Consider the following 25654-nt stretch of genomic DNA (forward strand, 5'->3'; position numbering starts at 1 on the left):
CAATACCTCTCCGTCGACATAACGTGCCAGGCTGTTACCACATCCGCGCATACGGATGCCGGGACCTCGGGTGTGCCCCGTCATGCCCGCACCAAATTCGCATGCTACGCGTTATCGCCCGGCTACACGTTGCAGGATCCGACAGAAAGCCGCAGCGCACGTACCCGATTTTTGTGCCGGTCTTGCGGGGTCGGGGGCTTCGTGGCGCTGTGGAGTTCGTGGGTTCGCCACCCACACGCGTGCGGCTCGGCAACGGCGGCGAGGACGGCGGGTGGGCCAGCCCTCAGTAATCGGTGCGGGTGCCCGATGGTGACGGCCCCGACGAGGGCAGCGGGGACGGCGGGTGGGCCAGCCTGCGGAAATCGTCACTGGTGCCCGGTGGTGGCGTGTCCAACGAGGGCGGCGAAGGCAGTGGGTGGCCGAGACCGCGGTTATCGGTACGGGTGCCCGATGGTGGCGCACCCGACGAAAGCAGCACCAAAGGCAGCGGATGGGCCAGCCCCCAATGAGCGGTACGGGTGCCCGATGGTGAGGCGTGCGACGGCGGCCGCGCATCGAGAGTGACCGCGCGGGTATTCTCAGCGCTGCTCATCGCTGATCTTGAGGATTTCGTTCCTTCAACGCGCGTTGAAGGAACGAAATCCTCAAGAAGCGTCAGCGCACAGAGTGCCCACAATCCAGACATAGCGGGCGCGCGGAGGCTCGCGCGGCACCGAAACCGACCGGGCGGACAGATTCGGCGCCGAGACCGGCCCCACAGACACTCTCGGCGCGCCCAGCACCGAAAACGACACCACAGACACCCCCACTGGCCCCCACCACCAACCTTCGCCGCCCTCGTCGGGCACGTCACCACCGGGCACCAGTGACGATTTCCGCAGGCTGGCCCACCCACCGTCCTCGCTGCCGCCGTCGGGCGCGCCACCACCGGGCACCCGCACCGATGGGCGCGGGCTGGCCCATCCGCTGCCATCACCGCTCTCGTTAGCTGCGCGACCACCCGCGAGCAGTACCGGTGCCTCTCAGAGCTGGATGCCGGTCAGTACCATGACGCGCTCGTAGCTCAGGTCCGTCATCGCCGACCGCACGCCCTCCTTGCCGACGCCGGACTTCTTGATACCGCCGTAGGGCATCTGGTCAGCACGGTAGGTCGGCACGTCGCCGATCACCACACCGCCGACCTCAAGCTCGCGGTGCGCGCGGAAGGCAACCTGGATGTCCCGGGTGAACACCCCCGCCTGCAGCCCGTAGGCGCTGTCGTTGACCGCCGCGAACGCCTCCTCGGCGCCGCTCACGCGCTGCAGCACGGCGACGGGCCCGAACACCTCCTCGCGCAGCACCTTGGCGTCGCCGGGGACCTCCGCCAGCACGGTCGGCGCGACCGTGCTGCCCTCACGCGTGCCGCCGGTGAGGAGCTTCGCGCCGGCGGCGACGGCCTCCTCCACCCAGTCGAGCACCCGGACCGCGGCGTCCTCGTTGATCATCGGCCCGACCTCGGTCTCGGGCGCGCTCGGGTCGCCGGTCGGCAGCGCCTCCACCTCGGTTACCAACCGGTCGGTGAACGCGTCGTAGACCGCGTCGTCCACGACCACGCGCTGCACACCGATGCAGACCTGGCCAGCGGCGTTGTTGGCGAAGACGGCGACGCGCCGCGCCGCCCGCTCCAGGTCGGCGTCGGCCAGCACCACCGCGGCCGCGTTCCCGCCCAGCTCCAGCGTCACGTGCTTATGCGGGGCAAGACGCTGGATCTCCCAGCCGAACTGGCCGCCGGTGAACGACACCACCGGCAGCCGGGGGTCGGTGAGCAGGGGCGCGGCGCGTTCGTTCGGCATGGGCAGGACCGAGAACATTCCGGGCGGCAGGTCGGTCTCGGCCAACAGCTCACCGAGGATCAGCGCGCTCATCGGCGTTGCGGGGGCCGGCTTCAACAGGATCGGTGCGCCCACGGCGATGGCGGGAGCGACCTTGTGGGCGACCAGGTTGATCGGGAAGTTGAACGGCGAGATCCCGAGCACGGGCCCCTTGGGGACGCGGCGGACCATCCCCATGCGCCCGTCTCCGGACGGGTCGGTGTCCAAGCGCTGCAGCACACCGTTGTCGTGCCGAACCTCCTCGGCGGCCAGGCGGAAGACCGAGACGGCACGGTCGACCTCGGCGCGCGCCCACTTGATCGGCTTGCCGCTCTCCGCGGTGATGGTCCGCGCGATCTCCTCGGCGCGCGCGGCGAGCCCGCGGGAGACGTGCAGCAGTGCCTCGGCCCGGGTGTGCGCGGGGAGCGCCGCCGCTGTGGCCGCTACGGAGTCCGCGGCGGCGACCGCCTCCTCGATCTGGTCCGCGGACGGCACCGACACCTCCCCCACGTGGTGTCCGTCGTAGGGGTTGGTCAGGGTGATCTCACTGTCGCCGGTGGCCGCGGCCCCGGACAGCCAAAACGGACGCGTTGTCATGCGTACGACGCTAGTCGGCGGCCTCGCCGCGCACGTTGTCCATATTGGCCATACTGGCTCGCCGTGCGCTCCCCCGCGGCGCGGTTTGCCGGCCGCGCCCCACCCGTTTCGCACCCGCCAGCGCCCGCACGCGGGTCGTGCCGGGACATCCGGGCGCGAGAACGGTAGATTCCCTCCCGGTGTCCGCGACACGTCGGAGGAAAGGCCCACATGCCGATCGCTCCCGCTACCCCCCGCTCCCCCAGCTCCGCCCTCGGCCGCCCGACCGCCGTGCTCACAGTCGCCGGGCTCACCGCGACCGCCCTCCTCGCCCCCCTGGCGGCGCCCGCATCCGCGGCCGACGCCGGAAGCGGTGTGGACGACCTGCGCAGCGACCTCGACGCCCTGCTGGACGACCCCGCTCTCGACGGGGCGACCTCCGGGGTCGTGGTACGCAGCCTCGACAGGGGGGACGTCCTCTACGAGCATGCTGCCGACACCGCGCTGATCCCCGCCTCGAACATGAAGCTCCTCACCTCAGTGGCCGCTCTCGACGTGCTCGGCCCCGACCACACCTTCGACACCACCGTCTCGGCCGCCGAGGAGCCTTCCGGTGGTGTGGTCGAGGGAGATCTCTACCTGACCGGCACCGGCGACCCCAGCCTCACCAGCGACGCCTTCGACGATCTGGCCGCCGAGGTCGCCGGCAGTGGCGTGACCGAGGTGACCGGAGACCTGCTGGCCGACGACACCTGGTTCGACACGCAGCGGCTGCACCCCGATTGGGAGGCCGACGACGAGCCCTACTACTACGCGGCACAGATCTCGGCGCTGACCGTGGCCGCCAACGACGACCTCGACACCGGCGTCGTCAACGTCACCGCGTCCCCCGGTGGCGCGAGCGGCGACCCGGTGGAGGTGCGTCTGGACCCCGCGGCCGGCAACCTGGACCTCACCAACGAGGCGAGCACCGGGACGCCCGGCAGTGCGGCGGCCCTGGACGTCCACCGCGAACCGGGTACCAACCAGTTCACCGCGACCGGATCGCTGCCCGCGGGCGGTACGGACTTCAGCACCCTGCGCACCGTGCACGAACCCACCGACCACGCCGTCCATGTCTTCGCCGGCGCCCTGGAGGACCACGGGGTGAAGGTGCGTGGCGGCGTCGACCGCGGTACCGGGCCGGAGGCCCCCGAGGACGCCGCCGAGCTCGCGAGCGCCGAGTCGGCCGAGCTGTCCGAGCTGCTGGTGCCCTTCATGAAGCTCTCGAACAATGGCCACGCCGAGATCCTGGTCAAAGCGATGGGCCGGGAGTCCGCGGGCGAGGGCTCGTGGCAGGCCGGTACCGCCGAGACGGCGGCGGCGCTCGACCGGCTCGGTGCCGAGCTGGGCGAGCACGAGCTGAGCGATGGCTCGGGGCTGGCGCGGAGCAACCAGCTCACCGCCAACGGTGTGGCCGGCGTGCTGCGTGCGGCCCTGGACGAGCCGTGGGCCGCCGACTGGGAGGACTCGCTGCCGGTCGCCGGCGCCGAGAACCGCATGCAGGGCGGCACCCTCAGCGAGCGCATGCGCGGCACGCCCGCCGAGGCCAACGTCCGCGCCAAGACCGGCAGCCTGAGCGGGGTCAGCGCGCTGTCCGGGTACGTGACCGGCAACGGCGGCGAGGAGCTGGCGTTCGCGGTGCTCAACAACGGCTTCGAGGGGGCCGCCCCGCGAGACGTCCAGGACGCCATCGCCGTGCGGCTCGCCGAGTTCTCCCGCGACACCGCCACCAGCGGCCAGCCCGACCCGCTGGCGCAGCGCGCTCCGGAGCGGGACGCCGCGGGCGAGCTCGAATGCACCTGGGCCGGAACCTGCTGACCAGGGCCGCCGGTCCCGCAACCGCGCCCGGCAGCAGGCCGCCACCAGCGGTTGAACCGGGCCGACCGGCGTACCGGGCGCAGTAAGCTGGGCACCGATGAATCCCCGTGCCGCCAGTCCCCAGCGCGCTCCCGAACGGTGGCCCCTGCTGGACCGCGACGACTGGACCGGGCGCGAGGCCCGGCACCACCAGCGCGTCGACGCGCTGCTCGAAGGGCATCTGCACCGTCGCCGGCACGGGATCGCGCACCCGGTCGAGGACTTCCTGTTCACCTACTACAGCCACCGCCCCGCCCAGCTTCGCCGCTGGCACCCCGGGGCGGGCGCCGGCCTCGCGGGAGGCGTCCTTCCGGCCGGCCCCGGCGAGTCGTTCTACACCGAGGTGCCCGGTGGCGTGGCGCTGGACGTCGACCGGTTCCTCGCGAAGCGGGGCGAGACAGCGTCCTTCGTGTCCTCCCTGCTGCGCGCGGTGCACGGCCGCACCGCGAACCTGGGCTGCTTCGGGCTGCACGAGTGGGCGATGCTCTATAAGCTGCGCCCCGGCGAGGCACGCCATTCCCAGCTTCCGCTGCGCCTGGGCGCCGAAGGGACCGACCGGGTCGTGGAGTCGCACCGGATCCGCTGCTCGCACTTTGACGCCTACCGGTTCTTCACCGACGAGGCCCGGCCGCGCAACGAGCTGCGCCCCACCCGCGACAGCCAGACGCGCATGGACCAGCCCGGCTGCCTGCACGCGACGATGGACCTGTACAAGTGGGCCTATAAGCTGACGCCGGCGGTGCCGGGCGAGCTGGTGGCCGACTGCTTCGAGCTCGCCCGCGACGTCCGTGAGCTGGACATGCGGGCCTCCCCCTACGACCTCTCCGCATACGGCTACACCCCGGTACCGATCGAGACACGCGAGGGCAAGGCCGAGTACGCGGCGGCCCAGAGGCGCTTCGCGGAGCGGGCGTCGGACCTCCGCTCCCAACTGCTACGGGTCTGCGAGCTGCTCACAGCGGACGCCTGACCGCCGGCGCCCCGGGCTCCGGCGGTCCCGCCCCTCGACCGCGGTGACCCCGGCGCCGGGGTCACCGGTCCGCGCGCTCGACCAGATCGTGGATCGCCCGGACCACGTCGTCCGTGCGGTCGATATGGACCGTGCTGTGGCTCGCGCCATCGAGCACGCGGTACTCCCCGCGCGGCACCGAGTCGGCCAGTGCCCGGTCCATGGCCTGCTTGCCGCCGTTGAGCCGCCCAATGAGCTCCTCGGAGAGGAACACGTCCTGACCGGGGTCGAGGCCCGTGCCGCTGCACGCGATCAGTGGCACGTCGGGCAGGCCCGCATGGGCGTGCGTGCGGAGCTCGGTGGCGAGCTCGATCATGCTGCTCCTCTCCCGGGCGCCGACGCGCACCCAGTCCGGGCGGAGGCGCTCCTCGATGAGCAGCTCGCGAATGCCGTCCGGCCACCGCGCGTACATCCCCTCCACCCAGTCGCGCATGCCGGCCAGCATGTCCTCGTCCAGCTCGGGAAGGTCGCTCTGGGCCTCCAGGTGCAGCTCCTCCGGCATGTGGTCGTTCCACGCCGCGTGGAAGCCCTCCAGCCAGAGCAGGCCGGCGACGTCCTCGGGAAACATCTGCGCGAAGCGGTGGATGTAGGCCCCGCCGAGCGAGTGGCCGACCAGCACGTACGGAGCCGGAACGCCGGCGGCGCGCAGCAGGCCGCGCAGCTCGGTAACGACCTCGGCAGCGGTGCGCGGGAGCGCCACCCGGTCGCTCCACCCCGTTCCCGCTCGGTCGTACAGCACGCAGGACGTGAACGCGGAGACGCGTTCGTGCAGGTTCAGGTAATCCAGACCGGTGAAGCCCGCCCCGGGCAGGATCACGACCGACGGACCTCCGGTGCCCGACTGGTGGAGCAGCAACCGCCGCCCGTCGACCTCGTAATGGTGCCCCAAGGGCGCTTCCGCCCCGGGCGCGGCCAATAGTCCGTTCGTCTCGTGGTGCATCATCGCTCCCGCTCATCATGCGTTCTCAATTTTGAGAAAGGTATCACACGTGAGATCGTAGCGACATGGACACGGTAGAACTGCTGTCACACCCGGTGCGGCTCCGCATCGTGCACGCCCTGTCCGGCGGTGCGCGACTCACGACCGCGCAGCTCGTTGACCGGCTTCCCGACGTCTCGAAGGCCACCGTCTACCGGCATGTCGGGCTGCTGGCCGAGGGCGGCCTCTTGGAGGTCGACGGTGAGCAGCGGGTGCGCGGCGCCGTTGAACGCCGCTACCGGGTGCGGCGGGACCGCACCGTGATCGACGGCGAAACGGCCGCGGCGCTCCCGCTGGAGGACCACCGCCGCGGCTTCGCCTCCTTCGTGGCCGCGCTGCTCGCCGAGTTCAACGTCTACCTCGACCGCGACGACGCCGCCCCGGCCTCCGACGGGGTCTCCTACTGGCAGGGCACCATCTGGCTCAGCCAGGACGAGCTCGCCGCGATGGTCGACGAGATCCGCGACGCGATCTGGTCCCGGAAGGCCAACGAGGCGACTCCGGACCGCGCGCCGCACCTTCTCAGCACGATCCTGTTCCCCACCCAACGGCCCCCCGAGGACGCGCCCGAGCAGTGACGGCGCCGGCGCCCGGCCGGGCGCCGAGCCGAGCCGTGCCGCCGGGCGGCACGGCTGGCGCACCGCGCCGGTAGCACTGTCCCGCGGTCAGAGCAGCCCGGCGAGTTTGTACAGCACCAGGGACCCGGCGACCGCCACGTTCAGGCTCAGGCCGGTGCCCATCATGGGGATCTCCACTGACCCGTCGACCAGCTCAAGCGCTTCGGCGGGCACCCCGTCGCGCTCGTGGCCGAGCACCGCGATGGTGGGTTGGCGCGCCGCCTGCAGGTCAGCGAGGCGTTCGGCTTCGTCTGTCAGTTCCACGGCGAGCACCCGGGCCCCGCGCTCGCGCTGCCGGCGCAACCACGCGAGCTGTTCGCCGGTCCAGTGCACACAGGTTGGCTTGCGCAAAGTGTTACCGCGGGCCAGCGCCTCGGGAACCCAGGGCAGCCGCGGCACCGCGAGACAGGCGCCCACGGCGTCGCAGGTGCGGAGCAGGGTGCCCAGGTTCGCCCCGTGCATCGGCCAGAGCGGGGCGGCGTAGACATGGTCCCAGCAGCGATGCGACCGGCGCCGGCGGCCGGACCGCAGTTCCTTGCGGGGCCGCGCCCGCGGGGCGCTCACCGGGACGGGGAGTCGCACTCCCGGAACGACTGGAGCATGGGACGGGATGTTTCGCGGCACATCCGGGCCATCGACGTGGTTGAACCCTCCCTCAACCCTAGCCGGTGGACCGCACCGCGCACCAGAAACGGGCTTTCGTCGCTGGGCATTTCGGCTACCAAGCCCTGCGAACCGCCCTCGCCGCGCAACGCGGGCCGCTATCGTAGTCGACCATGCGGAGCCCGGCGCCCATCCGGGCCCTCCGCCGGACCACCGAGGGCTGGCGCCCCCGGTCACGAGCCCTATTCAAAACCTGTGACCAGTGATTTCACCGATGCTGTCCGCCAGGTATTGCGGTCGAATGGGTGGAACGGTCCGTTAGCCCACTCCAGGCGTCCCGGAAGTGCGATGGTCCCTCCCCCTATCGCGTGTCCGGGCACGCCGAGGCGCGCAGCGGATCGTTACCCCCTGGGGCGAGGGTGTGTCCCCAGCACCCTCGCCCCGGGGCGAGCCCCGTCGGCCGGAGGTCGGGGAGGGAGACGGCAGGCACGGGCCCGCCGATCACGCTGGAAAGGAATGGCATGCAGACCTTCACCGCCTCCGACGGCACAGCGATCGCCTACCGGCTGTGGGAACGCTCGTCGGACCTCCCGCTGGTGGTGCTGCACCACGGATTCATCTCCGACGCGCATGTCAACTGGGTCGGCCCCGGAATCGTCGACGCCCTGTTGACATCCGGGCGGCGGGTGGCCGCCATCGACGCCCGCGGCCACGGCGCCTCGGACAAGCCACACGACCCCGAAAGCTACGGCGAGGCCAGAATGGCCGACGACCTGGCCCAACTCATCGACATCCTGGACGAGCCCACGGTCGACCTCGTCGGGTACTCCACAGGCGCCGTCGTGTCGCTGATCCTGGCCACCCGCGACCCCCGGGTCCGGCGCCTGGCCATCGGCGGTGTCGGAGCCGCGGTGGCCGAGTTCGGCGGGGTCGACACCCGCGTCCTGCACGGCCCCACGCTTGCCGAGGCACTGACCACCGCCGAACCCGAACGCATCACCGACTACGTCGCGGCGGCGTTCCGCACCTTCGCCGACGCGATCGACGGGGACCGCAAGGCGCTGGCCGCCCAGGCCATGGCGATGCACGACTCCCCCCTCCCCCTCGGGTCGATCACCGCCCCGGCCCTCATCCTGGCCGGAGCGGAGGACAAGCTGGCAGCGCACCCGGACGTGCTGGCCAAGGCGATCCCGGGGGCGGCGGTGCGGCTCATCGACGGGGACCACCTCGGCATACTGCGCGAGCCCGCGTTCGTCTCGACGCTCACCGAGTTCCTCAACCGCTCACCCGCCCCGCACCCGGTCGGGTAGCCGACGGCTCCGCGGCGTCCCTGACCACCGGGACGCCGGCACGCCGCCGTGCGGCCGGCGCCTTCCACGCGACCGCCGCCCGAGGTGTTCCGCGCACCGCAACGAGGCGGAGCGGAACCGGTGGTTCCACCGATGTCCGCACACCCCCCGGATGCGGTCGAATGGGACCAGCGGCCCGGAGTCTCCGCTCCCGAGCGATTCGCGAACGCGCGGCCACCTCTTCCCGTCCCGCGCGGCCCCCGCGGCTTCCAGCGGATACTTCGGGCCGCTTGCGCCTTCATGGGTACAACCGGCCGCGGCACCGTGCCCGGGGAGCACGGCAGCGGTGGGGTCAGGAGCCGCCCGGCCCGGGAACCGGCCCGCGAACGAGCACGCCTGCCAGCACGCTGGAAAGGAACGGCATGCAGACCTTCACCGCCTCCGACGGCACAGCGATCGCCTACCGGGTATGGGACCGCGAGTCCAGTTTCCCGCTGGTGGTGCTGCACCACGGGTTCATCGCCGACGGGCTGATCAACTGGGTCGGGCCGGGGGTCGTGGACGCTCTCCTGGACTCCGGGCGGCGGGTGGCCGCCATCGACGCCCGCGGCCACGGCGCCTCGGACAAGCCACACGACCCCGAAAGCTACGGCGAGGCCAGAATGGCCGACGACCTGGCCCAACTCATCGACATCCTGGACGAGCCCACGATCGATCTTGTGGGGTACTCCATGGGCGCCGTCGTGTCGCTGATCCTGGCCACCCGCGACCCCCGGGTCCGGCGCCTGGCCATCGGCGGTGTCGGAGCCGCGGTGGCCGAGCTGGGCGGGGTCGACACCCGCGTCCTGCACGGCCCCACGGTCCTCGAAGCGATGACCACCGACGACCCGGACAGTGTCGCCGACCAGTCCGCCGCGGGTTTCCGGTCCTTCGTCGACGCGGTGGGCGGGGACCGCAAGGCGCTGGCCGCCCAGGCCATGGCGATGCACGACTCCCCCCTCCCCCTCGGGTCGATCACCGCCCCGACACTGCTTCTGGCAGGTTCCGCGGACGAGCTCGCCACCCGCCCGGGCGTGCTCGCCGACGCCATCCCCGACGCGACGCTCCGGGTGCTCGACGGGGACCACCTCGGCGCCGTACGCCAGCCCAAGTTCAGCTCGGCACTGACGGATTTCCTCAACCGCTGACCTTCAAGCACCGACCCACGCCGCCGAACCATGAGCGGCGACCGCGGGGCCAGGCCGTACCGGGGTGACCCGTCCTCCGGCCGGCACCGCGGCGTCCGCCGGGCCAAGCCGGCTGGCCGCGCCACACGCCCTCCCGCGGCGCAGCGGAAACCCTGGTGCGGATTCGTCCCGGTATGGCTAGAGTGACGCGCCAACAGCGTGTAGCTCACCAGCAGAGCGCCCGGCTCGGGACCGGGAGGGAGCGGGGGCGGCACCCGCCACGCTGGCGATGAACGGCAACGAGGACGACACCGAAGTACGGGTGGGTACGGGATACATCACCCACCAGCTCGCAAAGGCGCTCGAGACGGCCGCGAGCCACGAGGACGCCGCGGCCCGAAAGCGCGCCGAAGAGCGGGGCCGCAAATGGCACGACGTGCTTGCCGGCATGCTCGACGGCACCCTCGCCATCGGCACCCGTACACCCGTCACCGACCTGCCGGAGTGGGTGACCCCCGAGGTCGCGCACGGCGGGTTCGCTACGGGCCGCGCGTCAGCGGGCGGGCCGCTGCTGCCGCACGAGACCGAGCTGGCGCGGCGCACGGGGGTACCCGCCGAACGGGGCGCCCTGTTCGCCTACCACCTGTCCGAACCCGGCCTCGCCGAGCTCAACACCCTGCTCGACAGCGGCCACTACCGCGTTGAGGCGCCAGAGGAAGCGGCGCTGCTCACCGTGGCGTGGCTGCTGCGTGCCGGAGCGCGGTCGCGCGCGCTGACCCTGCTCGAAACGCTCGCGCCGTTCAGCGACCGGTTGCGCTTCGCGCCGCGCCCCGCGGACGCTCCCGAAACGGACTCGGCGGTCGTGTACCGCGAGACGGTCGGCGAGGTGCGGTCGACTGTGGCCGCGCGCCCCGAGAACACACGGGTCGAGGCGATGCGCGAGACCCTCACCGTCTGGAACCCGTTCGCCGACGAGATCCTGAGCCACTGGCTGGAGACCGCCGAGAACGGGCGGGTGGCCGCGCGGACCCCCGAAGGCTGGCAGGAACGCGGCGCGTCCCTGCTGGAACGCTACGAGACGCTGGCGGAGCAGCACACGCGCTGCACCAAGCACCGAAGGCCCAAGGAGAACATCGCCATTCTGCGCGCCGCGCTCGCCGAAGCCGTCGCGGGCCGGACGCTTCCGCCGCGGCAGCGTGGCCTGCTGCAGCACGCCGTCGATTCCATGGTGCGGCGGCGCGGGCAGCCCGGATCGCGGGCGCACAGCGCGCTGCGCGCCCGCCAGTCCGCCGATGGGGCCCGGCCCAGCCACCGCGAGCTGGCGCGGCTCGTGGCCGGCCGGCTCTCAGGGCTACCGCAGCAGGAGGGAACACCCGACACCTCCCCCTTCGTGTGCCCGGTGACGGCCGACGAGGAACCGGGGACCGGAGTACCCGCCGGAACGGAGATCCCCGAAGCCATCCAACGGGTCGTTGGCCGGGCTCTGTCCGGCCCGATCGACGTACTCGTCGAGCGCGGGACCATCCCCTCGGCCGAGGTACTCGCCGCGCTCGTCCCCCGGATCGCCGCGACGACGACCACGGCCGCCTATCCCGACGAGGCCCTCAGCACGCTCATGGCCGCCACGTACCGCGCGTTCCGCAACCGGCGTTCGCTGCTGCTGCTCAACCTGGAGCACCAGGTGCGGATCGGGGAGCTACCCTGGGTACGCGCGGTCGCCGACTACCGGGAGGACAACGATGAGGCGCGGGAGCACGCCCGCGCGACCCTGGTACGGATCGGGGAGATCGCGCTTTCGGGTTTCCCGGCGACCGCGCTGCCCAACCCGCTGATCAGCGAGCTGACCGCACTCGCCCGCGCGGCCAGGATCGACGTGCCCCTGCTAGAGGAGCTGGCAGCGGACATCTTCATGGGAACCTTCAGCGCGAAGTTCCTGAAGGCGGCCAAGCTCGCGGCGCACGTGCTGGACGGCACGCTCTACGCGCGGTACTACGGGATCGACTACCCGGCGATCCTCGCCATGTCCGCGGAGGCCCCCGGCTCCCGCGACCTGCCGCGGTCCAATGCCCGCACGGCCGAGTCCTTCGCCGACCTCTGCCGCGCCCGCGCCGGCCACCCGCGCGGCAACGTCGCGGCCAACGGGATGGTGATCGAGCAGGCGCAGATCCTCACCACGCACAACCTCGCCGCGCTGGTGCACCCGATCGGTGTCTCGCCGAACGCCGGATGGCCGCGCCTGGCCCGCCACTGCTTCGGGGCCGTGTGCCGGATCGCGGAACGGGTGCCCGACCTCCGCGATCCGCTGAACGCCATCAAGGACGCCGCCTACGCGTGGCGGCACATGCTGTTCTACCTCTCCCTGTGCGACCCCGGTGCGCAGGAGTCGTTCCTGGCGTGGACGGACGAGGAGGTCCGGGACCAGCCGGCCCGTGTCGCCGCGCTCCTGGCCCCCGCACTGGCCGGCCTGCGGCACGTGGCCGCCGGCGGCCACGTCGGCAGCGACGGAACCGACGGCCCGGGACGCCGGCTCCTGGGCTGGAGCACCACCGGACACTGGATGCGCGACCTGTCGATGTCACTCGGCGCCTGAGCGGCGATCAGCGAGGGGAGGAACCGGCCCGGTTCGCCGAGGCGGGTGCGTTGTACCAGCGTGGCGCGGACACGTGCGGCAGCGGCGAAAGACCAGGGCGAGGAGATGGGCCCAGCGCCGATCTTGCGAGAATCGGGGCGCTTTCACTGGTACGAGTTTCGGGGTTATGTCCAAGTGTGTCGCCCTGGTGCCCGATGTGGCTGGTTTCGTGGTGCGGGGAGCTGGCTGGGCCCGCGGAAAGAGGCCGCGTGCGCTCAGCGGCAAGCGGGCATCGTCTCGCTAGCGCTCGCCCGGAGCCCCATTGCCGCAACCACTGTGGCCGGGCCCCTGACCCTCGGCGCCGGGCCCCTGGTTCTCGGCGTTGGGGGCCGGGGTGCCCACCTGTGGGGGCCGGCGCGGCCTTCCGCCGGAGATCGGGACCCGCACCAGGGGATCGAGGAAACCAGCGAGGCCTTCCGCTGGGGGTCGGGGCCCGCACCGGGAAGGGTGCGGCAATGGGGCTCCTCCACGCGAAGCGCCGATGCCAGCTTGCCGCCGAACGCACGGGAACATCCTTCGCGCGGGCAGCCACACCCGGCACCCGGACACCCTTCGCGCGGGCAGCCACCCGAGCACCCGGGCATCCCGAACCGATGGCACCAGAAACCACGAAACCCGAGTCACTGGTGAAGGCCCGGCTTCCGCGGCGGCGGTGCGAGGATCCGGCTCCTCGCACCGCCGCCGTCGGGCGCGCACCTATGGGCGGCCCGCGGCCGACCATGCGCCCGCCCGGTCCTTCCGGTATCCGCACCGCCTCGCTGAGCGCGTGTCACCACGCACCCGGCGAGCGAGCCGGTTTACCGCCGAGCGCACGCCGCACCATCACTCGGACGCCACTTTCCGCACGGTGCGCCCCCGGGATCGGGGCGGCTATTCGCTGGCCAGGGACCGGGTGATGGAGGTTCGCGCGGCCCTGCGGGCCGGCAGCACCGAGGCGAGCAGCCCGGCCAGCACGGCGGCCGTGAGGAACACCGCGATCCGCGGCACCGGGATGCTCAGGATCAAGCCGTCCAGGAGCGCCACTCCCGCCGCCCAGCCGAAGACGATCCCCAGGGCGATCCCAATCCCGGTCCCGATCAGGCTCAGCATGACCGCCTCCAGGCCCAACATCCGACGTATCTGCCCTCTGGTCAGCCCCAGCGCCCGCAGCATCGCGGACTCCCGGACGCGTTCCAGCACCGACAGCGCCATCGTGTTGGCGACCCCGGCCACGGCGATCAGGACGGACAGCGCGAGCATCGCTGTCACAACGAGCAGGAGCGTGTCCAGGATCTCGGTGTACTCCTGCTGCCTCTGCACCGCCGAGGTGACCTGCAGCTTGGGGTGGTCGGCGACCGCGGCCATCACCGTATCGCGCAGCTCGTCGGCCGGCACGTCCTCGCTACCCTGGACCCTGACCGACTGGTCCTGGGTGACCTCGGGGAAGTGGGTACGGAAGTCGTCGGGGTGCATGGTCACACCCATCAGGCCTGTGTTGCCCTCGGTGACCGCGGCGATCTCGAACGTCTGCTCGCCCTCCTCCGTCTCCACCGCGATCTCGTCGCCGACCCCGTTCCCCTCGGCGGCGTCCTCGTGTACGACGACCCTGCCGGGCTCCAGGTCCGCCAGGTCGCCGGAGGCCACTGAGGCGGTCACGTCAGTGCCGACCTCGCCACCGAAGTAGGCCTTCACCGACGGGCCTTCCGATTCGATCCCACTTTCGATCCCACTGTCGCGCACCCGCATGACCTGCGCGACGTCCGAGGAGTCCGCCAGCTCCCGGGCCACCTCGGGGTCAACCCCCTCCCTGGGACCGTCGAACGACAGCTGACTGCCGATCTCGTAGTCCACCGGGAACCGCTTGTCCAGCTCATGGGTCAGGGTCTCCTCCGTGGAGTCGCTGATCACCGAGTATCCGGTGATCAGTGTGGCGCCCACGGTGAGCGCGATCATCGCGGTCGCGGCGCGCTTCGGGGATCGCCCGGAGTTGTCGGCGGCGAGCCCGCTGACCACCCCCAGCTTGCGCATCGGCCTCCTGGCCATGGCGACGAGCGCGCGCACCAGGAGCGGCCCCAGGGCGACCACCCCGGCGAACGCCACGACACCAGCGGCCACGACCGCGATCAGCGCCTGCTCGTTCTCCAGCGAGCGCACCGCCCAGGTGGCGATGCCAGCGGAAGCGAGCCCCAGCACCGTTCCCAGGACCACCCTTCCCGTGGAGGTGCCGCGTGCCGCGCCCTGCGCGGCACTGTCCCGCAACGCGGCCAGCGGTGGGATCCGGGCCGCACGCACGGCCGGCACGAGCGCGGCCACCACCGTCGCCCCCGTTCCCACCACGAGCCCAGCAGCGACCGCGGCAGGGCCGACCACCAGCGACGTCGCCGAGTCCCCCGCGCCCAACACCTCCGCGCCAAGGGTGACCCCCGCGTAGCCGACGCCGATGCCCGTGAGCACCCCGACCGCCGACGACACCAACCCGACCAGGCTCGCCTCAAGCAGTACGCTGCGCAGCACCTGGCCGCGGCCCGCGCCCACGCAGCGGAGCAGGGCCATCTCACGCTGGCGCTGCGCGAGCAGGATCGCGAACGTGTTGCTGATGACGATGCCGGCGACGACCACCGAAACGGCACCGGCCAGCATCAGACCCGTCGTGATGAGCTCGGTCTCGGCGCCGGCGCTTTCCGCGAGCCGCGCCCCGAGCTCCGCCCCGGTCAGCACCTCGGCGTCACCGGGTGCCACCTCGGCGACCGCGTCGCGGACCTCCTCGTCGGTGTATCCGGACGCGCCGGTGACGTCGATCTCGCCGTAGCCGTCGATTCCCGTCATCGCGTGGGCGGTGTCCTCGGTGAAGGCGACCGCGCCTCGGTACGAGAACTCGGGGTCCACCCCGAGGTCGAGCAACCCGGTGACGGTGAAGGTGTGCTCGCGGCCCTCCGCGTCCAGCACCGTGACCTCGTCGCCGACCCCGAAACCGGTGACGTCGGCGCTGGAGGTGGCGAGCGCGGCCTCGTCGGGACCGGTCGGCAGTTTCCCCTCAGCCGCGGTCGAGTGGCGTGTGTCCTCGCTCGTGGACAGGCCGGCCGTGGGCAGGCTCCCGACCGCCTGCCCCTCTTCGCCGAGCAGCGAGGCTTCGCCATGAACGATGCCCGCGGCACTTCCCACTTCCGGCAGGCTCTCGATGTCGTCCAGGGTCTCCCGGGGCAGCTCCGGTTGCTTCTCCTCGGCGGTCCTTTCGGTGTGGACGATGACGGAGTACTCCTCGGTGGATCCCTTGACCTGGGCGCCGAGGGCATCGTCGAGGGTGCCGCTGAACACGAGCGTGCCGGTGACGAACATGACGCCCAGCACGATCGCCAGCGCCGTGGTGACCAGCCGGCCGGCATGGGCGCGCAGACTGGCCAGTGTGATGCGCAGCATCGCCTAGACCTCCAGCTTCCCGATGCGGTCCAGCACGGCCTCGGCGCTGGGCTCGTGCAGTTCGTCCACGAGCCGCCCGTCGCGCAGGAACACCACCCGGTCGGCATACGCCGCGGCGACCGGATCGTGGGTGACCATCACGATGGTCTGGCCCATCTCGCGTGCGGAGTCGCGCAGGAAGCCCAGCGCCTCCGCGCCGGAGCGGGAGTCGAGGTTGCCGGTGGGCTCGTCAGCGAAGACCACGTCCGGGGCGCTCAGGAGGGCACGCGCCACCGCTACCCGCTGCTGCTGGCCACCCGACAGCTTCGCCGGCGTGTGCTCCAACCGGTCACGCAGCCCGACGACGTCGACGATGTGGTCGAACCGCTCCTGGTCGACCGCCCGCCCGGCGATCTGCGCGGGCATCAGGATGTTTTGCCGCGCTGTGAGCACCGGCAGCAGGTTGAAGGACTGGAAGATGAACCCAACCCGCTTGCGGCGCAGTAGCGTGAGCTCCTTGTCGCTGAGACCGGTGATCTCGGTCTCGCCCACGCGCACGCTGCCGGAGGTGGCACTGTCCAACCCGGCCAGGCAGTGCATCAGGGTGGACTTTCCCGACCCCGACGGCCCCATGATCGCGGCGAACGCGCCTCGGGTGAACTCCACGCTCACCCCGTCCAGCGCGCGCACCGCGGAGTCGCCGGCATCGAACACCTTGGTGAGATCGCGAGCGGTGACGGCCGGTGCCGCGCCACCGGGGGGATCGTTCGGGCTGCTCTCGCTCACGTCGTGGTTCTCCTGGTTCTATGGGACGGTTGCATTGCGCTGCGCGGTGGTACGCCGCGACTACCAGGAACGCTACGGCCACCGAGCCCGCCGGATCGTCGGCCACGAGGGCCATTCCAGCCGGATCGTTCGATGCGCGCGGGAAGGCACGGCACCGACTTTCGTCGGTGCGCGCCACCACGCCGGCGCCGCTTAGCACCCATGATCGGGGCGCTGACCTGGACTAGACCGGGACCACCGACTTTCGGACCACCCTTGGTGCGCGGGGAGTGCCGGCACCAGCGGTGCCCGGGTGCCCAGGACCTAGACTGCCGCCCATGGTCGAAGCTGATGGGGAGGGCCCGCTACCAGCGGTCGCCCGGACGGCGAAACGCGTCTGGCGGTGGGGACGGCGACACCGCTTCCGCATGGCCGACTGGCTCTACGCCGGCCTTCTGTACCTGTGGCTGGCCCAGACCATCCCGGTGGGTTGGGGAACCGGGGCGGGACTGCTGCCCGAGCCCTTGGTACCGGCGCCGAAGCATCCCTGGGTGTGGCCTCCGCCATGGGAGCTGTTGGTTCTGCCACTGGTGGTGGTGGTGCCCGTGCTTCTCCGCCGCAGCCGGCCCACCTGGCTGCTGGGCACGGCGCTGGTCATGGTGAGCGTCCTCGGTACGCAGTTCATGGGGGCGCTGGCGCTGTACTCGTATGCGGTGTGGTTCACCAACCGGAGGGTGCTCGCCGCCTGGTCTATTGCGATAGTGCTGGGCATTGTCGCGGCTCTGTCCGCTGTGGAGCATTTCTGGCCGATGTTCGTGGTGTGGTGCGTCATCGGCGTCGCGTTCCCGCTGACGTTCGGGCTGTGGGTGGGAACCCGCCGCGAGCTCATCGCGAACCTGCGGGAACGCACCGCCCGGCTGGAACGGGAGCGTGACCTGGAGGCCCGCAACGCCACCGCGGCCGAACGGACCAGGATCGCGCGGGAGATGCACGACGTGGTGGCGCACCGGGTGAGCCTGATGGTGCTGCACGCGGGCGGGCTGGAGGTCTCCGCCTCCGACGAGCCGACCGAGCGCACCGCGGCGCTCATCCGCGGTACCGGCCGCGAGGCACTGACCGAGCTGCGCGGGATCCTCGACGTACTGCGCGACGACACTGGGGCCGACACCAACACTGCCGCCACCACCGCACCACAGCCGGGCGTGGCCGACCTGGAGCGGTTGCTCGCGGACTGGCGCTCCACCGGATCCTCCGTGGACTGGGGCATCCGGGGAACCGAGCGCCCAATTCCAGCGCAGGTGGAGCGCACGGTATACCGGACGGCCCAGGAGGCGTTGACCAACGCCGCCAAGCACGCCCCCGGCGCGCACGTCACCGTGGAAATCGAGTACGGCGACACCGACGTGCGCGTGCTCGTCACCAACGGCCCCCCGACCAGCGGCGGTCCGGCCCCTCCCGCACCACCGGGCGGCGGCCACGGACTCGCCGGGCTGCGCGAGCGAATCAGCCTGGCTGGCGGCGAGCTCGTCGTGGGCCCTCGCCCCGACGGCGGGTGGCGCATTCGCGCTACCGTGCCCGCGGCAGACGCCACACCACCGGCGGGCACCACAAGCGGTGGGGGCAGCCCCGTGGAGGGTACGGCGGACAGCGATGAGGGGACGGGAGTCGACACAACGTGATCAGGGTCCTGCTGGCGGACGACGAGAGCCTGGTGCGGTCCGGGCTGCGGATGATCCTCGACGCGGTCGGTGACATCGAGGTCGTGGGCGAGGCCGCCGACGGCGCCGAGGCGCTGCGGCTGTCGCGGGAGCTCGCGCCCGACCTCGTACTCCTCGACATCCGCATGCCGGTGATGGACGGGCTGACGGCGGCGACCGAGATCGTCGCCGTCCCACAGGCCCCCAAGGTGGTGTTGCTCACCACGTTCGACCTGGACGACTACGTGCACCGGGCGCTGCGCGCGGGCGCGGTCGGCTTCCTGCTGAAAGACACGCCGCCGCGCGACCTCACCGCCGCTGTGCGGACGATCCATGAGGGCAACGCGATGCTCGCCCCCAGCGTCACCAAGCGCATGCTGGAACGGTTCGCCGCTCCGGAGCCGGACGGCGCGTCCCGGGCGGCCGAGCGCCTGGCCGTACTCAGTGAGCGCGAGCGCGCCGTTCTGCTCGCGGTTGCCCGCGGCATGTCCAACGCCGAGGCGGGCCGCGCCCTGGACATGCGCGAGACCACGATCAAGGCGCACGTCAGCCGGATCCTCACCAAGCTCGACCTCACCAACCGGGTACAGGCCGCGATCCTCGCCCACGACGCGGGGTGGCTGCCGCGATCGTGAGCAGTTCGCTCCTCCGCGAAGCCAGCGGGGTCAGGCCGCCGGCCGGGTGGCGATGAGCGGGTAGCGGAACCGGCCCGGTTCGCCGTGGTAGGCGATCAGCGGCGTGTCACGGGCGCGGGTGCTCGCCACGAACAGCAGGGACCGTTCGCGCTGGCGCTGCGGCTCGACGTGTCGTGCCGACTCGGCGCGCTGGGGGCCGCCGCGGGGGCGGGTGGAAGCCCGCCACCCCGACAGTTACGGGGGCAGACCATGGATACGATCAAACGCGGCGCGCTCAAGGCTGCCGCGGCGGCCGATACCCGGGGGCCGTTCTCGCTCCCGGCGGGGTGAGGGCGCTTTCTCCCTGTACTTCGATGACCAACAATGACGGGAGCGCTATGACCGACGACGCTACTCCACCGGGTTCCCAGCCCGGTGAGGCTCCCAGCCCCGCTCAGTCACGCGCCTACGGGTGGATGCTCGGCAGCAAGGACAACTATGCCGTCGACCGCGAATTCATCCGCCAAACCCTGCAACTCGTCCCCGAGGGTGTGGACATCGCGCGGCAGAACCGGCTGTTCCTCTACCGGGCGGTACGGTACCTCGCGGTCGAGGCCGGCATCACCCAGTTCCTCGACCTGGGCAGCGGCTATCCCACCAACAACAATGTCCATCAGGTCGCGCAGACGTTCCAGCCCGACGCACGCGTGGTCTACGCCGACATCGACCCCATCGTGCTGGTGCACGGCCACGCCCTGCTCGCCGACAACCCCAACACCACGGTCATCACAGCCGACATGACCCAACCCGAGCAGATCCTGAACCACCCCGACACCCAACGGCTGATCGACTTCGAGAAGCCCGTCGCGGTGCTGATGCTCTCCATCCCCCACTGCATCCCCGACGACGCCGACGCCCAGCGCGCCATCTTCGGCCCCATGGAACGCGCCGTCTCCGGCAGCTACCTCGCGCTCACCCACGTCGTTGCCGACACCGACACCCAGGCTGAGGAGCTGACCGCGACCATCACCGAGCAGGGCATGCCGTGGAAAACCCGCACCCCCGCCCAGATCGACGGATGGTTCCAGCACCTGGAGCGGGTCGACCCCGGGCTGTGCGACATCGCCCACTGGCGGCCCGACCCCGACCAGCCACCGCTCGACAACGTCCCCGCGGAGCTCGCCCCGTACACGGGCCAGTCGCTCCGCGGAAAGCGCGTCTACGAGTACGGCGGTGTGCTCCGCAAACCGTGATACGCCCGGGCTGCGGAGCTACGGCGACGGCCCCGGGGGGACAGCGCCGTAGCCGCGGTCCAGGCCACTCATCTCGCGCGGGCGTGCGGAGTGGTCGTCCTCGTGGCCGCCGTGTGTCTCGTCGAACAGCGCGTGCGCGTCGGCCGCAATCTCGAACGCCGGCGGTCCCGCACCGCAGAGCCCCAGGGGATCGTCGCCGCACGCAGGTACGGAGGAACGCTCACTTCGATCACAGTGGGCAGCGGGAACCCCACGCTCCGGCCTCCACGGACGAACAGCGGCGACGCCCCGCGCCGGCACCACGAAGAGGGTGGCGGGGAGAACTCACGGCGGGCCGGCCAGCAGCTCCGGGGGGTGCTTATCGGTGAGCCAGAACGCGAGGGCGGTGCGGTCCACCAGGGTCATTTCGCTGGCCGCTTCCTTTGTCGCCTGTTCGGTGAAACCGTTGGAGGCGACGAAGATGCCGGTGTAGCCGCGGTGGCTGCTGGCCAGCACACCCAGGAACGCGCGCACGTCGTTGGGTTGGACCGGGCGTTTGAGCCGCTTGCACTGGACGATGCAGGGTCGTCCGTCCGGGGTCGCGGCGCGGATGTCGACGCCGCCGTCGCCGGCCTGGCCGACCAGTGTGACCCGGCGATAGCCGCTGTCGCGCATCAGCTCGGCGACGAGGTGCTCGAACTCGACACCGGACATAGTGTCGATCCGGCGCATGTCGGTGCGGGCCAGCACCCAGCGTGTGCGCAGGGCGCGCGCCGCGCGCACCGCCCACATCCCGGCCGCCGCCAATGCCCCCGACGCGAGCAGGAGCACCACGAGCCAGACCCAGGGGTTCTCGGTGGCCGCGACGAGCGCACCGGCCACCAGGACCAGCGCGGTTCCCGCCCAGGCGGCCCACTTCCGGAGGCGCCGTGACCACCGAGACGGCCAGCGGCGACGCTTCCTCGCAGGTGTCACTGGCGGCCTTCCTTGGTGGGGGGGTACCACCATCATCCGGGCTGTGGCCGGAGCGTTCCAGAGTGGGGCCGGGAACCGGCCGCCTCCGGCCACCGGAATCCGAGTCAGCGGGGCACCCAGCGGGCGGCCCGGCGCTGGGCGGGCATGACCTCCGCGTAGATAGCGGCGAGCTCGTCGGCGGTCCCGCCCGTGCTCAGCGTTCGCTGCCAGTGGTCGTAGGCGTTCAGCATCGCGGCGTGCTCCCGGAACGCCTCAGGGGTGTCCGGCGGGGCGGCACTGGCGAGCAGGGCACCGAGCCGGTCCACCGCGGCACGGGTGCGGCCGTACAGCGCGTCGTGGACGGCGGTGGGAGCGTCCCGGTTGGAGGGAGGCTCCTGGCCGCCGAGGCCCCCGATGGTGTTTTCCCCGACGAGTGCCGGCGATGAGCCCTGTGCCGCGGCTGGGCGCTGGGCACCGCTGTCGCGATGGCGCAATGCGGCGAGGAGGCGGGCACCGGCGATGTTGAGCGCTGACCGTCTCTCGGCCATGGGGTGTTCCCTCCCGAAGCGCGCTCCGGCTTCGACGCGGACATCTCCACCCTAGAAGGTCACCAGGCGTCGTCGAGTACCCGGCAGCCAACCCGCCACCCGCGGGAGTACGCGTGAACCCGGATCCCGACGGTGGTGGTGTCCTCCCAGCTCGGAGCGGCTTTGCCGGACGGGTTGGGTGGGTAGTTCACCGGGATCGGCAACGTTCGGAACCGGGGCACCTCGGGTATGCAGCCACGTACACCGGAAGGGAGCGCCCGGTTCGGCTGGCGCCCCACCGAGTACGTGAGAATCCTTCCTTGGGAGGCCAACCATGCGCGCGACTGTCGGAGACCAGTTGCACATTCACGGCCGCACGGTCGGCGAACGCGACCGGTACGGGAAGATCCTGGAGGTCCGCGGCGACGAGGGCGAGCCGCCCTACGTGGTCCAGTTCGATGACGGGGACGAGAAGCTTGTCTTCCCCGGTCCCGACTGCATCGTCGAGCCCCGCAAACCGGTGGACTGAGGGCCGGTTCACCGCATTCGTGGCCGTATCTCGCACGCGTTCCGGTGCGGTCGGGGCCCGGGCCGGTCGGGCTTTGCCGCGCGCCCACCCGGGCCCCTGCCCGTCTCCTCCCGAAAAGCCAGCCCCGGATGAGTGAAGCGGTTAGCTGGATCGGGGTGCCCAGCGACGGCACCGGCGCACGCGTTCCCGGCACACCGGGCTGGCCCGGCGGATTATCCGCGCTGGCAGTTCGGGCACCAGTACAGGGTGCGGCCCGCTAGGTCTCCGGCGCGGATCCCGGTGGCGCAGATCCGGCACGGTTCGCCCGTCCGGTAGCTGACGTAGAGGGCGTCGCCGCGGGGCACCGGTTGGGCTCGCGGATCGTGCCGGTGGACGGGTCTGGTCGTCACGATCGCTCCGGAGTCAACCCCCGCCTGGAGCAGCGCGACCAGGTCGGACCACAGTTCGTCCCATTCGTGGCGCGCCAGGTCGCGGCCGGGGCGGTACGGGTCGATCCCGGATCGGAACAGGGATTCGGCCCGGTAGATGTTGCCGATTCCGGCGAGCACATCCTGGCGCATCAGCAGCGCGGCGATCGCGGTACGGGACCGCTGGATCATCAGCCACGCCCGTTCCGGGTCGGCGTCGCAACGTAACGGGTCGGGGCCGAGCTTGGCCTGCGCCGCGTGCTTCTCCTCCTCGGTCCGGACCTCGCACACGGACGGCCCGCGCAGGTCCGCCCACCCCGCGGCACTGACCAACCGGACACGGACGGCGCCCACCGGCGGCGGGGGGATAACGAACCCCTCGGCGTCGCGCTCCAGATCGCGCTCGCGTCCGGCCTGGGCTCGGGGCGCGCCAAGGTACTCCTCACCGCGGGCGTCGCCGAACGTCCACGCGCCGTAGAGCCCCAGGTGCACCCGCAGCCACGCGCCGGAGTCGAAACCGAGGAAGAGCTGCTTGCCGTGGGCCTCGGACTCAAGGAGGGTGCGGCCGTCGAGGCGGCGCGCCCCTTCGGTGAAGCGCCCCTGCGGGCTGGTCACGCGCAACCGCGCGCCAGCGTAGTGCTTGGTGAAGTGGGCTGCCAGCCGGTGCAGCGTGTGGCCTTCGGGCACCTCCGCCCCTCCCTTCCCATGTCCATACGCTGACCGCTCCGCAGCGCGGCCGATGCGCACTCTACCGGCCCCATTCCGCGGCAATGCGATGCGCGGCCCGCCCGCGGGCGGTAGGGAGCGCACCGGCGGCTGGCCGGTGGTACTTCGGCCCCTGCGGGGCTCAGGGCCGGGCGCGGCGGCTACCCGCGCCCGTCAGGGGCGGCGATGAGCGACCGCATCAGCGCGTCCACCTCCCCTGTGTCGTAGCCGCGCAGCACGGCAGTGAGGGACGCGGCCTGGAAGTCCGCGGCGCTCGGCGCGTCCTACCGGTCGCCCAAGAGGCGGTCGACCGCCTGCGTGACCTCCGACTTCTTGTAGCCGCGGAGCACCATGTCAATGCGGGCCAGTTCGGCGCGGGCCTCGACGGCGGTGACGGCCCCCGAGCTGATCCGCTCGATCAGGGACTGGACCTGGTGGCGGTCGTAGCCGCGGAAGGCAACGGTGAGTTCGATTTCCGGGATTGGTTCGGACATCGGCTTATCGTCCCAGTTACCCACCCCGTGGGACACCCCTCATCACTGTCCCGTGCCAGCCGGTATACAGTCCCGCCGCCCGCGCGATCTACCCGCGCCACTGGGCTGTCTCCAGTGCCCGTAGCGCGAGCCAGAGATCGGTGCGGTAGTCGGGGTCGTCCAGGTCGCCGTCGAGCAGCTCGCGGACCCGGGTGATCCGGTTGCGCAGAGTGTGCCGGTGGACTCCCAGGTCCGCGGCTGCGACGTCCCACCGGCCGGCGGCGGCCAGGTACGCGCGCAGCGCCCCAAGGAGATCGCCGCTATTGCGGTGCGCGAGCAGCGGCGCGAGAGTCTCCCGGGCCAGGTGCTCCGCTGCGGTGTCGTCCAGCAGTCCGCGGAACCCGCCGGGCCGTTCGGTGAAGCGCACCAGCGCCCGTGAGCTCGATCGGGCCGCGTCCAGCGCCCTTTCCGCCTGGGCGCGGGCCGCGGGCAGGGCGTCGTGGCCGCCGGGCGGGGCGGCGCCCACCGGCCCCCCGGTGGCGCGCAGGAGCGCGGCGGCGGGGTCAGCGTTCTCGCTACCCAGCACGATGAGACGCGCCCCAGTCTCGGCGGCCGGGAAACCGTCGAGCGCCGGGTCGTCCACGGGCGAGGGTCCCGCGGGAACATCACATACGGCGACAACGACGGGCTCGGCCGGCAACGCGGCACGCAACCGCGCCGCCGCCTCGGTGTCCAGTGCGACGGCGCCGCCGAGCAGCGCTTCGAGTGTTCCGGCCGGCAGCTCCTCCCCGCTGGCCGGAGGGCGCTCCAGCTCCAGGGACAGCAACGAGACCGCGGCGTTGACCAGCGTCCGCTTCGTCGAGTCGAGGTGGTGCCCGGCGCCGACGGCGAGGTAGCCGCGAATCCGCCGGCCCGCTCCGAGCGGCTGCAGCCAGACGCGCTCCTCCCCCACCGCCAGGGACGCGCTCGCGTGCCGCCCTGACGCGCCCAGCCTGCGGATCTCCGCATCCAGCGCGGCGGCGTGCTCGGCGGCACTGTCCGGTGCCGCCTGCCGGACCTCCCCCTCGGCGGTGAGCAGCAGGACCCAACCCGCCAGCTCGGCCGCGAGACGGTCGGCGACAGCGCCGGGCCCCCGCAGTGCCGCTCGGGTCAGCTCCCGCTGCGCGGCGAACGCCCGTGTCAGCCCTTCGTACTCCTCCCGTGCCAGTAGCCGGGAGACCTCCTCGCCGACCGCGATGAACGGGGTGGACTCGGGCACGTCGATGAGCGGCAGGCCGAACTCGGCGGCCGCCTCGGCCAGGTCAGGGGGGACCTCGTCGCGCACGACCCCGCTGCCGAATCCGAGCGCCGTGATCTCGCGCCCAACCAGCCGCCGCACGTAGTCGCGCGCCGCCTGCTGCCCCTCGGGCCAGCGCACGCCGGTAGTCAGCAGCAGCTCGCCGCCGGCGAGGTAGGGAGTGGGGTCACTCAGCTCGCTCACGGCGACCCAGCGCACCGGGCGGTCGAGTACGTCGTCGCCGCTGAGCAGGCGCAGGCCGAGTCGCGGGGTGCGCAGTATGGCACCAAGTGTTGGCGGCACGCCCCTCCGCTCGTGGTCGTAAGGACTGGCGAAACGCAACCACGATCGTATCCGGATCGGCGCTGCCGCTCCCGGCCGGAACGGTGCGCCGTGGCGGCCGCGTCCCGGCCTGGGGACAGGGAACGGCCTCCGGTGCGGCACCCCCGGATGCACTAGGCTCAACACGCCGCTCGCCGATCA

Annotated in this window: 20 protein-coding genes, 1 tRNA gene and 1 pseudogene; 11 read left to right on the forward strand and 11 right to left on the reverse strand. The window is 71.9% G+C overall.

Features of this window, described 5'->3' with window-relative positions; translation table 11 throughout:
* Positions 1–1022 precede the first annotated feature (1022 nt).
* Positions 1023–2447 (reverse strand): aldehyde dehydrogenase family protein, encoded by a 1425-nt coding sequence (locus tag F4561_RS21070; protein WP_184581091.1) that lies wholly within the window; start codon positions 2445–2447, stop codon positions 1023–1025.
* A 210-nt stretch (positions 2448–2657) separates the two neighbouring features.
* Here F4561_RS21070 and dacB point away from each other — a divergent pair, with 210 nt between their 5' ends.
* Positions 2658–4286, forward strand: a complete 1629-nt coding sequence (gene dacB / locus F4561_RS21075) for a D-alanyl-D-alanine carboxypeptidase/D-alanyl-D-alanine endopeptidase (RefSeq protein WP_184581092.1) — start codon at positions 2658–2660, stop codon at positions 4284–4286.
* A gap of 97 nt (positions 4287–4383) precedes the next feature.
* Positions 4384–5295 carry a 3-methyladenine DNA glycosylase gene (locus F4561_RS21080; protein WP_246437250.1) on the forward strand — a complete coding sequence of 304 codons (912 nt, stop codon included), beginning with the start codon at positions 4384–4386 and terminating at the stop codon, positions 5293–5295.
* 61 nt (positions 5296–5356) lie between these two features.
* On the opposite strand, the gene F4561_RS21085 is transcribed toward F4561_RS21080, so the two are convergent.
* On the reverse strand, positions 5357–6277 hold the full coding sequence (locus F4561_RS21085; RefSeq protein ID WP_221445569.1) for an alpha/beta fold hydrolase: 921 nt from the start codon (positions 6275–6277) through the stop codon (positions 5357–5359).
* 62 nt (positions 6278–6339) lie between these two features.
* Here F4561_RS21085 and F4561_RS21090 point away from each other — a divergent pair, with 62 nt between their 5' ends.
* Entirely contained in the window at positions 6340–6891 is a 552-nt protein-coding gene (locus F4561_RS21090) for a helix-turn-helix domain-containing protein (RefSeq protein ID WP_184581093.1), read from the forward strand.
* Between the two features lie 87 nt (positions 6892–6978).
* On the opposite strand, the gene F4561_RS21095 is transcribed toward F4561_RS21090, so the two are convergent.
* A complete protein-coding gene (locus F4561_RS21095; protein ID WP_312885416.1) occupies positions 6979–7512 on the reverse strand; it encodes a TrmH family RNA methyltransferase in 534 nt (177 codons plus the stop codon).
* A 542-nt stretch (positions 7513–8054) separates the two neighbouring features.
* Between F4561_RS21095 and F4561_RS21100 the strand changes: the two genes are divergently transcribed.
* The 4 genes from F4561_RS21100 (at position 8055) to F4561_RS21115 (ending at position 12578) form a co-directional block, all read left to right on the forward strand.
* Positions 8055–8843 carry an alpha/beta fold hydrolase gene (locus F4561_RS21100; protein ID WP_184581094.1) on the forward strand — a complete coding sequence of 263 codons (789 nt, stop codon included), beginning with the start codon at positions 8055–8057 and terminating at the stop codon, positions 8841–8843.
* 401 nt (positions 8844–9244) lie between these two features.
* Positions 9245–10009 (forward strand): alpha/beta fold hydrolase, encoded by a 765-nt coding sequence (locus F4561_RS21105; protein WP_184581095.1) that lies wholly within the window; start codon positions 9245–9247, stop codon positions 10007–10009.
* A 194-nt stretch (positions 10010–10203) separates the two neighbouring features.
* Positions 10204–10275: transfer RNA gene (locus F4561_RS21110), tRNA-Pro, on the forward strand.
* 2 nt (positions 10276–10277) lie between these two features.
* On the forward strand, positions 10278–12578 hold the full coding sequence (locus F4561_RS21115; RefSeq protein WP_184581096.1) for a hypothetical protein: 2301 nt from the start codon (positions 10278–10280) through the stop codon (positions 12576–12578).
* 909 nt (positions 12579–13487) lie between these two features.
* Here the strand turns inward: F4561_RS21115 and F4561_RS21120 are convergent.
* Both F4561_RS21120 and F4561_RS21125 read right to left on the reverse strand, forming a co-directional pair.
* On the reverse strand, positions 13488–16013 hold the full coding sequence (locus F4561_RS21120; protein ID WP_184581097.1) for an ABC transporter permease: 2526 nt from the start codon (positions 16011–16013) through the stop codon (positions 13488–13490).
* Positions 16014–16016: 3 nt separating this feature from the next.
* A complete protein-coding gene (locus F4561_RS21125) occupies positions 16017–16778 on the reverse strand; it encodes an ABC transporter ATP-binding protein (protein ID WP_184581098.1) in 762 nt (253 codons plus the stop codon).
* 317 nt (positions 16779–17095) lie between these two features.
* On the opposite strand from F4561_RS21125, the gene F4561_RS21130 reads away from it, so the two are divergent.
* The 3 genes from F4561_RS21130 (at position 17096) to F4561_RS21140 (ending at position 20321) form a co-directional block, all read left to right on the forward strand.
* Entirely contained in the window at positions 17096–18436 is a 1341-nt protein-coding gene (locus tag F4561_RS21130; protein ID WP_184581099.1) for a sensor histidine kinase, read from the forward strand.
* The gene (locus tag F4561_RS21135; RefSeq protein WP_184581100.1) at positions 18433–19089 is read left to right on the forward strand and encodes a response regulator; all 657 of its coding nucleotides are present in this window, start codon (positions 18433–18435) and stop codon (positions 19087–19089) included. The genes F4561_RS21130 and F4561_RS21135 overlap by 4 nt, the downstream gene beginning before the upstream one ends.
* Positions 19090–19466: 377 nt before the next feature.
* Positions 19467–20321 carry an SAM-dependent methyltransferase gene (locus F4561_RS21140; protein ID WP_184581101.1) on the forward strand — a complete coding sequence of 285 codons (855 nt, stop codon included), beginning with the start codon at positions 19467–19469 and terminating at the stop codon, positions 20319–20321.
* Between the two features lie 324 nt (positions 20322–20645).
* Here the strand turns inward: F4561_RS21140 and F4561_RS21145 are convergent, their stop codons facing one another.
* Both F4561_RS21145 and F4561_RS21150 read right to left on the reverse strand, forming a co-directional pair.
* Entirely contained in the window at positions 20646–21275 is a 630-nt protein-coding gene (locus F4561_RS21145; RefSeq protein ID WP_312885417.1) for a restriction endonuclease, read from the reverse strand.
* Positions 21276–21379: 104 nt separating this feature from the next.
* Positions 21380–21802, reverse strand: a complete 423-nt coding sequence (locus tag F4561_RS21150) for a hypothetical protein (protein ID WP_184581102.1) — start codon at positions 21800–21802, stop codon at positions 21380–21382.
* A 313-nt stretch (positions 21803–22115) separates the two neighbouring features.
* Here F4561_RS21150 and F4561_RS21155 point away from each other — a divergent pair, with 313 nt between their 5' ends.
* Entirely contained in the window at positions 22116–22310 is a 195-nt protein-coding gene (locus F4561_RS21155) for a DUF1918 domain-containing protein (protein ID WP_184581103.1), read from the forward strand.
* A 212-nt stretch (positions 22311–22522) separates the two neighbouring features.
* Here F4561_RS21155 and F4561_RS21160 read toward each other — a convergent pair whose 3' ends face one another.
* From F4561_RS21160 to F4561_RS21175, 4 genes and pseudogenes are all read right to left on the reverse strand, one after another.
* Positions 22523–23404: an Fpg/Nei family DNA glycosylase gene (locus F4561_RS21160; RefSeq protein WP_184581104.1), complete on the reverse strand. Its 882-nt coding sequence runs from the start codon at positions 23402–23404 to the stop codon at positions 22523–22525.
* Positions 23405–23583: 179 nt separating this feature from the next.
* Positions 23584–23664 (reverse strand): annotated as a pseudogene (locus F4561_RS34035) (DivIVA domain-containing protein); the annotation flags it as partial.
* A 42-nt stretch (positions 23665–23706) separates the two neighbouring features.
* A complete protein-coding gene (locus F4561_RS21170) occupies positions 23707–23916 on the reverse strand; it encodes a hypothetical protein (protein WP_184581105.1) in 210 nt (69 codons plus the stop codon).
* An 88-nt stretch (positions 23917–24004) separates the two neighbouring features.
* Positions 24005–25474 carry a PucR family transcriptional regulator gene (locus F4561_RS21175; RefSeq protein WP_184581106.1) on the reverse strand — a complete coding sequence of 490 codons (1470 nt, stop codon included), beginning with the start codon at positions 25472–25474 and terminating at the stop codon, positions 24005–24007.
* Positions 25475–25654: the final 180 nt, after the last annotated feature.

The sequence above is a fragment of the Lipingzhangella halophila genome (genome assembly GCF_014203805.1).
In the GTDB taxonomy this organism is placed as follows: Bacteria; Actinomycetota; Actinomycetes; order Streptosporangiales; family Streptosporangiaceae; genus Lipingzhangella; species Lipingzhangella halophila.